Origin of the sequence: Thauera mechernichensis, assembly GCF_029588855.1 — a bacterium.
Taxonomy (GTDB): Bacteria; Pseudomonadota; Gammaproteobacteria; order Burkholderiales; family Rhodocyclaceae; genus Thauera; species Thauera mechernichensis.
Window position 1 is genome coordinate 414,895 of the sequence record NZ_JARQZE010000001.1, and the last position, 14,300, is coordinate 429,194.

A 14,300-nucleotide genomic window follows, 5' to 3' on the forward strand; every position below is an offset into this window, starting at 1 on the left:
TGAGCCTCTTGCGGTGGCCTGCCGGGTTGCCCCGGCAGGCCATTGGGACATGGTCAGTCGGTGATCAACCGGCCGCTGCTGAGCAGGTTCTGGATGATCTGATTGTCGTCGGCCAGGCCGCCCAGCAGGTCGACACCTTCGAGGCGGATGATCTGGTCCGGCCCCGTCATTGCCGCCCCCTGGGTCTTGACCGCGATGACGGTCGTCCCGGCGGCGGAGCCCGCGCCCGGCTCGAAGCTGAAGTCGAGGTAGTCGGCGAGGTTGCCGGCGTCGATGCCCTGGTGGGATTCGCCGATCAGCAGGTCGCGCAGGTCGAGCACGTCGCCCTGGCTCACGCTGAAGTCCTTGACCACGTCGACCGCGGGCGCGCTGGTGCTGCCCTGGTCGCCGAACTGCCACTTGAACACGTCGGCTCCGGCACCACCATACAGGGTATCGTTACCCGCACCGCCGACGAGGACGTCGTTGCCGGCATCGCCGTACAGGGTGTCGTTGCCCTGCCCGCCATACAGCCAGTCGTTACCCGTCCCGCCACGCAGGGTGTCATTGTCGGCACCGCCGAAGATGAGGTCGTCGCCGGCACCGCCGTTGATGGTGTCGTCGCCCGCATAGCCGCGGATGAGATCGTCGCCGCCGGTGCCGTTGAGCGTCTGGCCCGCACCGGTGCTGTTGGTGACGGTGGAGTCGGTCTGGTTGAAGGTGATGTTGACGGTCTGCTGGCTGACCGCGGTGTCGTCATTCGCGGTCTCACGTGCGATCGCAGTGACGGTGAGCGCCATCGAGCCGGAGAAGCCTGCAGGCGGCATCAGCAGCAGGTTGCCGAGCTCGGCCGCGGTGAAGGTCCAGGTGCCGTCGCCGTTGTCGGTACCCGAGGTGAAGCGGGCGCCGGCAGGAACGCCGGAGACGACGACGGTGAGCACCTCGGACCCGCTCTTGTCAGCCAGTTCGGCAAACACGGGCAGGCGCACGGGCGCACCGTAGGCCGCAGCATCGCCCGGCGCGCCAAAGCGCGGCGCAGACAGCTGCAGCGACGAGTCCTTGAGGCGGTCGCCACCGTTGAGCACCAGCCACTGGAAGCTGTACTGGCCATCGGCGCTGGCGGTGAAGGTGAAGCTGTCGCTGACGCTGCTTTGCGGGAACTTGACCTCGGAGGCGTTGACCAGGATCGACTGCTTGGCGCCGGAGGGATCGGTCACGATGAGCACGACCAGGTCGTTGAAGCCATTCGCAACCTCGGACGCGAGGTTCTCGCCGTTGGTGAAGATGTAGTTCCAGCTCACCGTGGAGCCGGCCGTCATTGCGTGATGCGATTCGGTGACCTTGCCGTCGAGCACGGTGACGTTGCCGTTGTGGGTGACGTTTTCGCCCACAGGGTTGAAACGGTTGCTCAGGTAGCCGCTGGGCAGGCCAAGCTCGCGCTCGAGATCCGCCCTCAAGACACCATTGCCGGAGTTGTTGTCGCCCGGCGTGACCACCGTGTCGCTACCACCCGTAGAGATGACGGTGCTGCCGGGAGTGAGGATGAAGATGTCGTTGATGGGCGCGAGGTTGGGCGTGTCGGCGATGGCCTTCACCCCGTTGTCGCTATCCACAGCCGTGTTGCCGGCAAGGTCGGTAACCGTGGCGGTGACCGTGAGCGGACCATCGGTGAGCGCGCTGAGGTTGGCCGTGGTGCCGTAGCTGCCGTCGGCATTGACCGTGGTCGTGACCGTCACATCCGGCGTGGCGGGGGCGTTGTCGCTGATGACGAGCGTAACCGTCTGGCCGGGCTCCACACTGGTGGTGGTGCCGGTGATCGGCACCGCGGTGACATTGGCACTACCGACGTTATTAAGACTGACGGTAATCGCCGCGCTGGTATCGATCAGCGTGCTGTCGCTATCGCCGCTACCGGCGTTGCCGGCCACGTCGGTATAGCTACCGGCGGGGACTTCGACGGTCACCGTGCCTTCAAAGCCGGCGGCCGGGGTCAGGTCGGCGGTCCAGCGGGTCGGGTCGGTCGGGTCCTGGACGAGGTTGCTGATACTGCCGTTGGTCACAACGACGTCGCTCGCCTCGAAGCCCACCGGGGCTTCGCTGAAGACGAAACTGACGGTGCCGTCCGGGTTGATCGTGACATTGACGCTCGGCGCGAGCGTGTCGACTGCCGTGCTGTCGCTATCGCCGCTACCGGCATTGCCGGCGACGTCGGTGTAGCTGCCGGCGGGGACTTCGACGGTCACCGTGCCTTCAAAGCCGGCCGCCGGCGTGAGGTCGGCGGTCCAGCGCGTCGGGTCGGTCGGATCCTGCACCAGGTTCGAAATCGAACCGTTGGTGACGACGATGTCGCTCGCCTCGAAGCCCACCGGGGCTTCGCTGAAGACGAAGCTGACGGTGCCATCTGGGTTGATCGTGACATTGACGCTCGGCGCGAGCGTGTCGACCGCGGTGCTGTCGCTATCGCCGCTACCGGCGTTGCCGGCCACGTCGGTGTAACTGCCAGCCGGGACTTCGACAGTCACCGTGCCTTCAAAGCCGGCGGCCGGCGTGAGGTCGGCGGTCCAGCGCGTCGGGTCGGTCGGATCTTGCACCAGGTTCGAAATCGAACCGTTGGTGACGACCACGTCTGCAGCCTCGAAGCCCACCGGGGCTTCGCTGAACACGAAGCTGACCGTGCCGTCCGGGTTGATCGTGACATTGACGCTCGGGGCGAGCGTGTCGACCGCCGTGCTGTCGCTATCGCCACTGCCAGCATTGCCGGCCACGTCGGTGTAGCTACCGGCCGGGACTTCGACCGTGACATTGCCCTCGAAACCAGCGGCCGGCGTGAGGTCGGCCGTCCAGCGCGTCGGGTCGGTCGGATCTTGCACCAGGTTCGAGATCGAACCGTTGGTGACGACAACATCGGCAGCCTCGAAGCCCACCGGGGCTTCGCTGAACACGAAGCTGACCGTGCCATCCGGGTTGATCGTGACATTGACGCTCGGGGCCAAGGTATCGACCGCGGTGCTGTCGCTATCGCCACTGCCAGCATTGCCGGCCACGTCGGTGTAGCTGCCGGCGGGGACTTCAACGGTCACGGTGCCTTCAAAGCCCGCGGCCGGGGTCAGATCGGCGGTCCAGCGCGTCGGGTCGGTCGGATCTTGCACCAGGTTCGAAATCGAACCGTTGGTGACAACAACGTCGCTCGCCTCGAAGCCCACCGGGGCTTCGCTGAACACGAAGCTGACCGTGCCGTCCGGGTTGATCGTGACATTGACGCTCGGGGCGAGCGTGTCGACCGCCGTGCTGTCGCTATCGCCACTGCCAGCATTGCCGGCCACGTCGGTGTAGCTACCGGCCGGGACTTCGACCGTGACATTGCCCTCGAAACCAGCGGCCGGCGTGAGGTCGGCCGTCCAGCGCGTCGGGTCGGTCGGATCTTGCACCAGGTTCGAGATCGAACCATTGGTCACAACGACGTCGCTCGCCTCGAAGCCCACCGGGGCTTCGCTGAAGACGAAACTGACGGTGCCGTCCGGGTTGATCGTGACATTGACGCTCGGCGCGAGCGTGTCGACTGCCGTACTGTCGCTATCGCCACTGCCGGCATTGCCGGCCACGTCGGTGTAACTGCCCGCAGGGACTTCGACAGTCACCGTGCCTTCAAAGCCTGCGGCCGGGGTCAGATCGGCGGTCCAGCGGGTCGGGTCGGTCGGATCTTGCACCAGGTTCGAGATCGAACCGTTGGTGACGACCACATCTGCAGCCTCGAAGCCCACCGGCGCCTCGCTGAACACGAAGCTGACCGTGCCGTCCGGGTTGATCGTGACATTGACGCTCGGCGCGAGCGTGTCGACTGCCGTACTGTCGCTATCGCCGCTACCGGCGTTGCCGGCCACGTCGGTGTAACTGCCGGCGGGGACTTCGACGGTCACCGTGCCTTCAAAGCCCGCGGCCGGGGTCAGATCAGCCGTCCAGCGCGTCGGATCGGTCGGATCCTGCACCAGGTTCGAAATCGAACCGTTGGTGACAACAACGTCGCTCGCCTCGAAGCCCACCGGGGCTTCGCTGAACACGAAGCTGACCGTGCCGTCCGGGTTGATCGTGACATTGACGCTCGGGGCGAGCGTGTCGACCGCGGTGCTGTCGCTATCGCCGCTACCGGCGTTGCCGGCCACGTCGGTATAGCTGCCGGCGGGGACTTCAACGGTCACGGTGCCTTCAAAGCCGGCAGCCGGGGTCAGATCGGCGGTCCAGCGCGTCGGGTCGGTCGGATCTTGCACCAGGTTCGAGATCGAACCATTGGTCACAACGACGTCGCTCGCCTCGAAGCCCACCGGCGGCTCGCTGAAGACGAAGCTGACGGTGCCGTCCGGGTTGATCGTGACATTGACGCTCGGGGCCAAGGTATCCACCGCGGTGCTGTCGCTATCGCCACTGCCAGCATTGCCGGCCACATCGGTATAGCTGCCGGCGGGGACTTCAACCGTAACGTTGCCCTCGAAACCAGCGGCCGGCGTGAGGTCGGCCGTCCAGCGCGTCGGGTCGGTCGGATCCTGGACGAGGTTGCTGATGCTGCCATTGGTCACAACGACGTCTGCAGCCTCGAAGCCCACGGGGGCTTCGCTGAAGACGAAGTTCACCGTGCCGTCCGGGTTGATCGTGACATTGACGCTCGGCGCGAGCGTGTCGACTGCCGTGCTGTCGCTATCGCCGCTACCGGCATTGCCGGCCACGTCGGTATAGCTGCCAGCCGGGACTTCGACCGTGACGTTGCCTTCAAAGCCGGCGGCCGGGGTCAGGTCGGCCGTCCAGCGGGTCGGGTCGGTCGGATCCTGGACGAGGTTGCTGATGCTGCCGTTCGTCACGACAACGTCTGCAGCCTCGAAGCCCACCGGGGCTTCGCTGAACACGAAGCTCACCGTGCCATCCGGGTTGATCGTGACATTGACGCTCGGAGCCAAGGTATCCACCGCGGTGCTGTCGCTATCGCCACTGCCGGCGTTGCCGGCGACGTCGGTGTAGCTGCCGGCGGGGACTTCGACGGTCACCGTGCCTTCAAAGCCCGCGGCCGGGGTCAGATCGGCGGTCCAGCGCGTCGGGTCGGTCGGATCCTGCACCAGGTTCGAAATCGAACCGTTGGTCACAACAACGTCGCTCGCCTCGAAGCCCACCGGGGCTTCGCTGAACACGAAGCTCACCGTGCCGTCCGGGTTGATCGTGACATTGACGCTCGGCGCGAGCGTGTCGACCGCGGTGCTGTCGCTATCGCCACTGCCAGCATTGCCGGCGACGTCGGTGTAGCTACCGGCGGGGACTTCGACCGTGACATTGCCCTCGAAACCCGCGGCCGGGGTCAGATCGGCCGTCCAGCGCGTCGGGTCGGTCGGATCCTGCACCAGGTTCGAAATCGAACCGTTGGTCACAACAACGTCTGCAGCCTCGAAGCCCACCGGGGCTTCGCTGAACACGAAGCTGACGGTACCGTCCGGGTTGATCGTGACATTGACGCTCGGCGCGAGCGTGTCGACTGCCGTGCTGTCGCTATCGCCACTGCCGGCATTGCCGGCGACGTCGGTATAGCTGCCAGCCGGGACTTCGACCGTGACGTTGCCTTCAAAGCCGGCGGCCGGGGTCAGGTCGGCCGTCCAGCGCGTCGGGTCGGTCGGATCCTGCACCAGGTTGCTGATGCTGCCGTTCGTCACGACAACGTCTGCAGCCTCGAAGCCCACCGGGGCTTCGCTGAACACGAAGCTCACCGTGCCGTCCGGGTTGATCGTGACATTGACGCTCGGCGCGAGCGTGTCGACTGCCGTGCTGTCGCTATCGCCGCTACCGGCATTGCCGGCGACGTCGGTGTAACTGCCGGCGGGGACTTCGACGGTGACGTTGCCCTCGAAACCCGCGGCCGGGGTCAGATCGGCCGTCCAGCGCGTCGGGTCGGTCGGGTCCTGGACGAGGTTGCTGATGCTGCCGTTGGTCACAACGACGTCTGCAGCCTCGAAGCCCACCGGGGCTTCGCTGAACACGAAGCTGACGGTGCCGTTGGGGTTGATGGTGACGTTGACGCTCGGTGCGAGCGTGTCGACCGCGGTGCTGTCGCTATCGCCACTGCCGGCATTGCCAGCCACGTCGGTGTAGCTGCCGGCGGGGACTTCGACGGTCACCGTGCCTTCAAAGCCCGCGGCCGGGGTCAGATCAGCCGTCCAGCGCGTCGGATCGGTCGGATCCTGGACGAGGTTGCTGATGCTGCCATTGGTCACAACGACGTCTGCAGCCTCGAAGCCCACCGGGGCTTCGCTGAACACGAAGCTCACCGTGCCGTCCGGGTTGATCGTGACATTGACGCTCGGGGCCAAGGTATCCACCGCGGTGCTGTCGCTATCGCCACTGCCAGCATTGCCGGCCACGTCGGTGTAGCTGCCGGCGGGGACTTCAACGGTCACGGTGCCTTCAAAGCCGGCAGCCGGGGTCAGATCGGCGGCCCAGCGCGTCGGGTCGGTCGGATCTTGCACCAGGTTCGAGATCGAACCGTTGGTGACGACCACATCGGCAGCTTCAAAGCCCACCGGGGCTTCGCTGAAGACGAAGCTGACGGTGCCGTCCGGGTTGATCGTGACGTTGACGCTCGGGGCCAAGGTATCCACCGCGGTGCTGTCGCTATCGCCACTGCCGACATTGCCGGCGACGTCGGTGTAACTGCCTGCCGGGACTTCGACGGTCACCGTGCCTTCAAAGCCCGCGGCCGGGGTCAGATCAGCCGTCCAGCGCGTCGGATCGGTCGGATCTTGAACCAGGTTCGAGATCGAACCATTGGTCACAACGACGTCGCTCGCCTCGAAGCCCACCGGCGGCTCGCTGAAGACGAAGCTGACCGTGCCGTCCGGGTTGATCGTGACATTGACGCTCGGGGCCAAGGTATCCACCGCGGTGCTGTCGCTATCGCCACTGCCAGCATTGCCGGCCACATCGGTATAGCTGCCGGCGGGGACTTCGACGGTCACCGTGCCTTCAAAGCCCGCGGCCGGGGTCAGATCGGCCGTCCAGCGCGTCGGGTCGGTCGGATCCTGGACGAGGTTGCTGATGCTGCCGTTGGTCACAACGACGTCGCTCGCCTCGAAGCCCACCGGCGCTTCGCTGAACACGAAACTGACGGTGCCGTCCGGGTTAATCGTGACATTGACGCTCGGCGCGAGCGTGTCGACTGCCGTGCTGTCGCTATCGCCGCTACCGGCATTGCCAGCCACGTCGGTATAGCTGCCGGCGGGGACTTCGACGGTCACCGTGCCCTCGAAGCCAGCGGCCGGAGTCAGGTCAGCCGTCCAGCGCGTCGGGTCGGTCGGGTCCTGGACGAGGTTGCTGATGCTGCCGTTGGTCACAACAACGTCTGCAGCCTCGAAGCCCACCGGGGCTTCGCTGAACACGAAGCTCACCGTGCCGTCCGGGTTGATCGTGACATTGACGCTCGGCGCGAGCGTGTCGACCGCGGTGCTGTCGCTATCGCCACTGCCGGCATTGCCAGCCACGTCGGTGTAGCTGCCGGCGGGGACTTCGACGGTCACCGTGCCTTCAAAGCCCGCGGCCGGGGTCAGATCAGCCGTCCAGCGCGTCGGATCGGTCGGATCCTGCACCAAGTTCGAGATCGAGCCGTTGGTGACGACGATGTCGCTCGCCTCGAAGCCCACCGGGGCTTCGCTGAACACGAAGCTCACCGTGCCGTCCGGGTTGATCGTGACATTGACGCTCGGCGCGAGCGTGTCGACCGCGGCGCTGTCGCTATCGCCACTGCCGGCATTGCCAGCCACGTCGGTGTAGCTGCCGGCGGGGACTTCGACGGTCACCGTGCCTTCAAAGCCCGCGGCCGGGGTCAGATCAGCCGTCCAGTGCGTCGGATCGGTCGGATCTTGAACCAGGTTCGAGATCGAACCATTGGTCACAACGACGTCGCTCGCCTCGAAGCCCACCGGCGCTTCGCTGAAGACGAAGTTCACCGTGCCGTCCGGGTTGATCGTGACATTGACGCTCGGCGCGAGCGTGTCGACTGCCGTGCTGTCGCTATCGCCGCTACCGGCATTGCCGGCCACGTCGGTATAGCTGCCAGCCGGGACTTCGACCGTGACGTTGCCTTCAAAGCCGGCGGCCGGGGTCAGGTCGGCCGTCCAGCGGGTCGGGTCGGTCGGATCCTGGACGAGGTTGCTGATGCTGCCGTTGGTGACGACCACGTCGCTCGCCTCGAAGCCCACCGGCGGCTCGCTGAAGACGAAGCTGACGGTGCCGTCCGGGTTGATCGTGACATTGACGCTCGGCGCGAGCGTGTCGACCGCGGTGCTGTCGCTATCGCCGCTACCGGCGTTGCCGGCCACGTCGGTATAGCTACCGGCGGGGACTTCGACGGTCACCGTGCCTTCAAAGCCCGCGGCCGGGGTCAGATCAGCCGTCCAGCGCGTCGGATCGGTCGGATCCTGCACCAGGTTCGAGATCGAACCGTTGGTGACGACCACATCGGCAGCCTCGAAGCCCACCGGGGCTTCGCTGAACACGAAGCTCACCGTGCCGTCCGGGTTGATCGTGACATTGACGCTCGGGGCCAAGGTATCCACCGCGGTGCTGTCGCTATCGCCACTGCCAGCATTGCCGGCCACGTCGGTGTAGCTGCCGGCGGGGACTTCAACGGTCACGGTGCCTTCAAAGCCCGCGGCCGGGGTCAGATCGGCCGTCCAGCGCGTCGGGTCGGTCGGATCTTGCACCAGGTTCGAAATCGAACCGTTGGTCACAACAACGTCTGCAGCCTCGAAGGCCACCGGGGCTTCGCTGAACACGAAGCTGACGGTACCGTCCGGGTTGATCGTGACATTGACGCTCGGCGCGAGCGTGTCGACTGCCGTGCTGTCGCTATCGCCGCTACCGGCATTGCCGGCGACGTCGGTGTAACTGCCGGCGGGGACTTCGACGGTGACGTTGCCCTCGAAACCCGCGGCCGGGGTCAGATCGGCCGTCCAGCGCGTCGGGTCGGTCGGGTCCTGGACGAGGTTGCTGATGCTGCCGTTGGTCACAACGACGTCTGCAGCCTCGAAGCCCACCGGGGCTTCGCTGAACACGAAGCTGACGGTGCCGTTGGGGTTGATGGTGACGTTGACGCTCGGTGCGAGCGTGTCAACCACGGTGCTGTCGCTGCCGCCGCCGCCCGAATTACCCGCCGCATCGGTGTAGCTACCGGCGGGAATCTCGACCGTGACCGTACCTTCAAAACCAGCGGCCGGGGTCAGGTCGGCGGTCCAACGGGTCGGATCGGTCGGATCCTGCACCAGGTTGGAAATCGAACCGTTGGTCACAACGACGTCGCTCGCCTCGAAGCCCACCGGCGGCTCGCTGAAGACGATACTGACAGTCCCGTCCGGATTGATCGTCACCACGACGCTCGGAGCCAGGGTGTCGACGGGGGCGCCGTCGTCATCAGCCGCAGCGCCCGCCCGCCCATCGACTGCACCTGCGGTGAACTCGAGACGATCGCCCTCAGCATTGCCATCGACGACCGGCCCCGCACCTTCCAGGTCCTCGCTGATGCGCAGCAGCCGCACGAAGCTGCTGCCTTCGCCCGCGCCGCCGCCAGCCAGGCCGGCTGCCGGGTCCTCGAGCACTTCGCCCAGGTCCTGCCCGGCTTCGATGGCCTGGATGACCTGGGCGATGGTGGCGTCTTCGACAGCAGCTGCACGGGCGTCGGCACGACCGGCCTCGCCCATGTCGGCGGCTACGAGGACGCTGCTGTCTTCGGGGACGAGGGTGGTGGCGCCGTCGGCGTGGGAGAATTCGACGCGGGCGCCGGGGCCGGTGATGATGACCTCGCCTTCGAGGACGGTGTCGCCGACCTTGAGCACGCGCAGTTCGCCATCGGCGTTGCGGGCGAGAACCTGACCACTGACGTAGACGACGTTTCCAACCACCTGGGCTTCAGCCATTTCGTTCGCTCTCCGTTATGCGCCGCTTGGCCGCGTGATGCGACCGGGCACCAAGAATCATGATGCTGGCAAGCGTACGGAGGCATCGGCGCAGGCGCTATTGTCCAGGTGGACAGGCTGCGAACTACGTCACGCTTGGGCTTGAGCGCCGACGCGGGAGACGAGCAAGGCGAGCTGCAGGCGGTCGGGGACGCCGAGCTTGTCGAAGACCGCAGCCAGGTGCGCCTTGACCGTGCGTTCGGAGATGTCGAGACGCAGGGCGACCTGCTTGTTGGTGAGCCCTTCGGCAACGGCGATCGTCACCTCACGCTCGCGCGGGCTGAGCTCATCGAGCGCGGGTGCAGCGGGCGCCTCGGGTGCCTGGGCGAGTTGCGGCGCCAGCCCGGTTATCAAGCGCGCCAATAGCTGCGGACCGACCCACAGACCACCATGGCGCACGACGAGCGCCACCTCGTGGAACAAGCCGGCGGCCGCGAATGCATGGCAGTAGCCGCGCGCGCCGCTGTCGAGCGCACGCAGGGCCTGCTCGTCCGCGGGCAGGGCCGACACGACGACCACGCGCACGCCCCTCGCGGTCAGACTGCGCACCGTGCCGGCCCAATCGTCGAGTTCGACATCGACCCAGACGAGGTCATCCGCGGCCAGTGCCGGCAGCTGTTCGGCGGAACCAAGCACCACCGCGCTCGAGAAAGCCTTGCGCCAGGCGTCGAGCGCCCGCGCGCTGGGGCTGATGAAGTATTCGGTCATGCTCAGCGCTCCGTCAGTGCTTTGGCCTTGGCGCGCAGCACGGGTTTGGCGAGGTAGGCGAGCACGCTCTTCTTGCCGGTGAGGATGTCGACGTCGGCGACCATGCCGGGGATGATCGGCATGCCCTCGCCGAGCTCGTTCTGCAGTGTGCGCACGCGCACGATGTAGAAGGCGTTGCCCTTGTCATCGAGCACGGTATCGGCCGAGATGTGCTCGACGACGGCGTCGAGCCCACCGTAGATGGCGAAGTCGTAGGCGCTGAACTTGACCACGGCCGGCTGCTCGGGGCGCAGGAAGCCGATGTCCCTGGGCTTGATGCGCGCCTCGAGCAGCAGGGCGTCGTCGAGCGGGACGATCTCGACCACCTCGCGGCCGGGCTGTACCACGCCGCCCACGGTATTGACGAGCAGGCGCTTGACGGTGCCACGCATCGGCGAGCGGATCTCGGCGTGCTTGACGCGGTCCTCGAGCCCACGGGCGCCCTCGGACAGGCTGCCGAGCTTGCTCATGGTGTCGGAGAGCTCGGCACGCCACTGGTTGCGCACCGCCAGCTCGACCTCCTGGATCTTGCCTTCGGCTTCGGTGATTGCGGCCTGCACGCGCGAGATCTGCGCCGCGGCCTGGTCGCGCTCGCCGCGCATGCGTGCGACATCGCGCTCGAGACGCAGGATGTCGACGTCGGACACCGCGCCGGAACGCACCAGCGGCCGGGTGACGTCAAGCTCGCGCACCGCAAGATCGAGGCCGCGTGCAGCCTGATCGCGGCGTGCGCGCACTTCGTTGAGTTCCTGCTGGCGCTGGCTGAGCTGCTGGCGGGCAATGGCGATCTGGGCGTTGATACCCTCACGACTGGTCTCGAACATGCGGCGTTCGTGGGCGACGATGTCGGGGATCTCGCGCTCGAGCTCTGCGGCGACGGCAAACTCGCCGCCGCGCGTGAGCGCCTCCAGGCGGGCTGCCCTGGCCTGCAGCGCCTGCGCGGTGGCGCGGCTTTCGAGCAGGGTCGAGACGAAGCGCGTGGGGTCGATGCGCAACAGCAGCTCGCCGGTGTCGACGACCTGGCCTTCGCGGACGGCGATCTCCTCGACCACGCCACCATCGAAGGACTGCACCACCTGCAGCTGCGACGACGGAATGACACGCGCCTCGCCGCGCGTGACCTCATCGAGTTCGGCCAGCGCCGCCCACGCGACCAGCGCGACCAGCACGAGGGCGATGATCCACAGCAGGCCGCGTGCGCGCAGCGGCTCCTGCTGCAGGCGGGCCCAGTCGGCCTCGCCCATCCAGTCATCGGCGCCCGGGCGGTCGCCACGGGCGGCGCTGCGCACCAGGCGGTCGAGCGCACCACCGCCGAGCTGCGTCGAGCCCTGCGACACCTCGCCAACCTTGTCGAACAGCGAACGCTGCATGCGCGGCAACATCAGCCTGCCCTCCCGATACGGCCCTGGCGCAGGGCGTCGACCACCTGGGCCTTGGGCCCGTCGGCGACGATGCGACCGGCGTCGATGACGATGATGCGGTCGACCAGATCGAGCAGCGAGGTTCGGTGCGTGATCACGATCAGCGTCTTGCCGGCGCCGTGCGCGCGCAGCTGCTGCTTGAGCGCCTCCTCGCTGGCGTGGTCCATCGAGGCAGAAGGCTCGTCGAGCAGCAGGATGGGCGGGTCGGCGACCAGCGCACGGGCGATGGCCACGCCCTGGCGCTGCCCGCCCGAGAGCGATTCGCCACGTTCGCCGACGAGCATGCCGTAACCGTGCGGGTGGGCGTCGACGAAGTCGGCGATGCCCGCAATGCGCGCGGCACGCAACACCTTGTCGTCGCCCGCCTCCGGCATGCCGATGACGATGTTGTCACGCAGGGAGCCGTAGAACAGGGTGACATCCTGCGGCACATAGCCGATGTTGCGGCGCAGCTCGGCGGGGTCGAGCTGGCGCAGGTCGATGCCGTCGACCAGCACGGCGCCGCCGGTGGGCTGGTAGAGCCCGAGGATGAGCTTCTCGAGCGTGGTCTTGCCTGAGCCCACACGGCCCAGGATGCCCACGCGCTCGCCGGCACGGATGGTGAAGGAGACCTCGCGCAGGGCCGGCATTTCGCCCTCGCCGTAGGCGAAGCTGACGTTGCGGAACTCGATGTCGCCGCGCAGCAGCGGACGGCTCAGGAAGCGCTTGTCCTGCGGACGCTCGACCGGGCGCTGCATCAGCTCCTCGAGCGATTCGAAGGCGGTCGCTGCGGAGTGGTACTGCACCAGCAGCCCGGCGACCTGGCCGATCGGCGCCATCGCGCGCGAGGACAGCAGGTAGCAGGCGATGAGGCCGCCCATGGTGAGCTCGCCCTCGCTGATCAGGTAGACGCCGATGATGACTGTCGACAGGCTCACCATCTGCTGCACCCACAGGGCGCCGTTCGAGCTCGTGGCGGCGAGCAGGCGCAGGCGTGCGCCGACGCTTGCGACCAGCGCTGCGCTTTTCTCCCACTTGCCCTGGATGACCGCCTCGGCCCCCATCGCCTTCACCGTCTCCATGCCGACCAGGCCCTCGACCAGGGTGGCGTTACGCTGCGCGCTGGCGCGGTAAGTGGTTTCGGCCAGCGCATGCATGCGGCGCTGGACGGTGAGCGAGTAGAGCAGCAGCAGCGTGATGCCGACGACGAAGGGGATCACCATCGGCCAGCCGATCCAGCCGATGACGATGACGAAGAGCAGCGCGAACGGCAGGTCGATGAAGGCGGTGACCGTCGCCGAGCTGATGAAGTCGCGCACCGACTCGAAGGCACGCAGGTTGGAGGCGAAGGAGCCGGCCGAGTCGGGCCGGGCCTCCATGCGCAGGCCAAGCACCTTCTCCATGATCACCGCCGACAGCTTGACGTCGGCACGGCTACCGGCAAGATCGACGAAGTAGCCGCGCAGCATGCGCAGCACGAAGTCGCCGCAGATGACGATCATGACGCCAATGGCGAGCGCCCACAGGGTCTCGATGGCATTGTTGGGGACGACGCGGTCATACACGTTCATCGAGAACAAGGGCAGCGCGAGCGCGAACACGTTGATGACCAGCGCCGCGAGCAGCACGTCGCGGTAGAGCGCCCGGTTCTCGGCCATCACGCTCCAGAACCAGTGCCCGGCGCGCGTACCGCGGACCTCGGGCGTACGCGCGTCGAAGCGGTGGCGCGGGCGCGCGTACAGGGTGACGCCGACATAGCGCGCGCGCAGCTCGGCGAGCGCGATCGTCACCACACTGTCGCCGAGCTCGGGGAACACCACCTCGGCCACGGCGGCGGCTGCGTCCACGCGCATGAGCACGCAGGCCTGGCCGTCCTCGAGCAGCAGCACTGCGGGCAGCAGCGCGGGTTCGACGTGCTCGAGGGCCTGGCGCACGATGCGGCTCGACAGCCCGGCCCGGCTTGCCGCGCGTTCGAACAGCGCCGGGCCGAGCCGCCCGCCCTCGAGCGGCAGGCCGGCGAGCACGGCTTCGCGGGTGACGGACAAGCCATGCGCCTGGGCCACGACCAGCAGGCAAGCGAGCAGTGCATCCGTGCCGCGCGGCGACGGTTCCGGGGTCGATGCCGGCTCAGCGCCTGGCGCCAGGGTGATCGAGGCTTGCTGCACGCAGAAGGTCATCCATGATGAACAATTGGACG

General features: G+C 67.2%; 4 protein-coding genes. All 4 read right to left on the reverse strand.

Annotation, left to right across the window (positions count from 1 at the left end):
- Nucleotides 1-53: 53 nt before the first annotated feature.
- The gene (locus P7F68_RS02045) at nucleotides 54-9,917 is read right to left on the reverse strand and encodes a retention module-containing protein (RefSeq protein ID WP_277830251.1); all 9,864 of its coding nucleotides are present in this window, start codon (nucleotides 9,915-9,917) and stop codon (nucleotides 54-56) included.
- Nucleotides 9,918-10,046: 129 nt separating this feature from the next.
- Nucleotides 10,047-10,664, reverse strand: coding sequence for a response regulator transcription factor (locus P7F68_RS02050; protein WP_002944445.1), 618 nt, complete (start codon nucleotides 10,662-10,664; stop codon nucleotides 10,047-10,049).
- A gap of 2 nt (nucleotides 10,665-10,666) precedes the next feature.
- Complete coding sequence (locus P7F68_RS02055; RefSeq protein ID WP_002944455.1) at nucleotides 10,667-12,085, reverse strand: HlyD family type I secretion periplasmic adaptor subunit; 1,419 nt, start codon at nucleotides 12,083-12,085, stop codon at nucleotides 10,667-10,669.
- On the reverse strand, nucleotides 12,085-14,280 hold the full coding sequence (locus P7F68_RS02060) for a type I secretion system permease/ATPase (RefSeq protein WP_002944457.1): 2,196 nt from the start codon (nucleotides 14,278-14,280) through the stop codon (nucleotides 12,085-12,087). Before P7F68_RS02060 ends, P7F68_RS02055 begins: the two co-directional genes overlap by 1 nt.
- Nucleotides 14,281-14,300: the final 20 nt, after the last annotated feature.

Coding starts and splice junctions, on each gene's coding strand:
- P7F68_RS02045 (WP_277830251.1), bottom strand. CDS start 9,917: ATGGCTGAAGCCCAGGTGGTTGGAAACGTCGTCTACGTCAGTGGTCAG.
- P7F68_RS02050 (WP_002944445.1), bottom strand. CDS start 10,664: ATGACCGAATACTTCATCAGCCCCAGCGCGCGGGCGCTCGACGCCTGG.
- P7F68_RS02055 (WP_002944455.1), bottom strand. CDS start 12,085: ATGTTGCCGCGCATGCAGCGTTCGCTGTTCGACAAGGTTGGCGAGGTG.
- P7F68_RS02060 (WP_002944457.1), bottom strand. CDS start 14,280: ATGACCTTCTGCGTGCAGCAAGCCTCGATCACCCTGGCGCCAGGCGCT.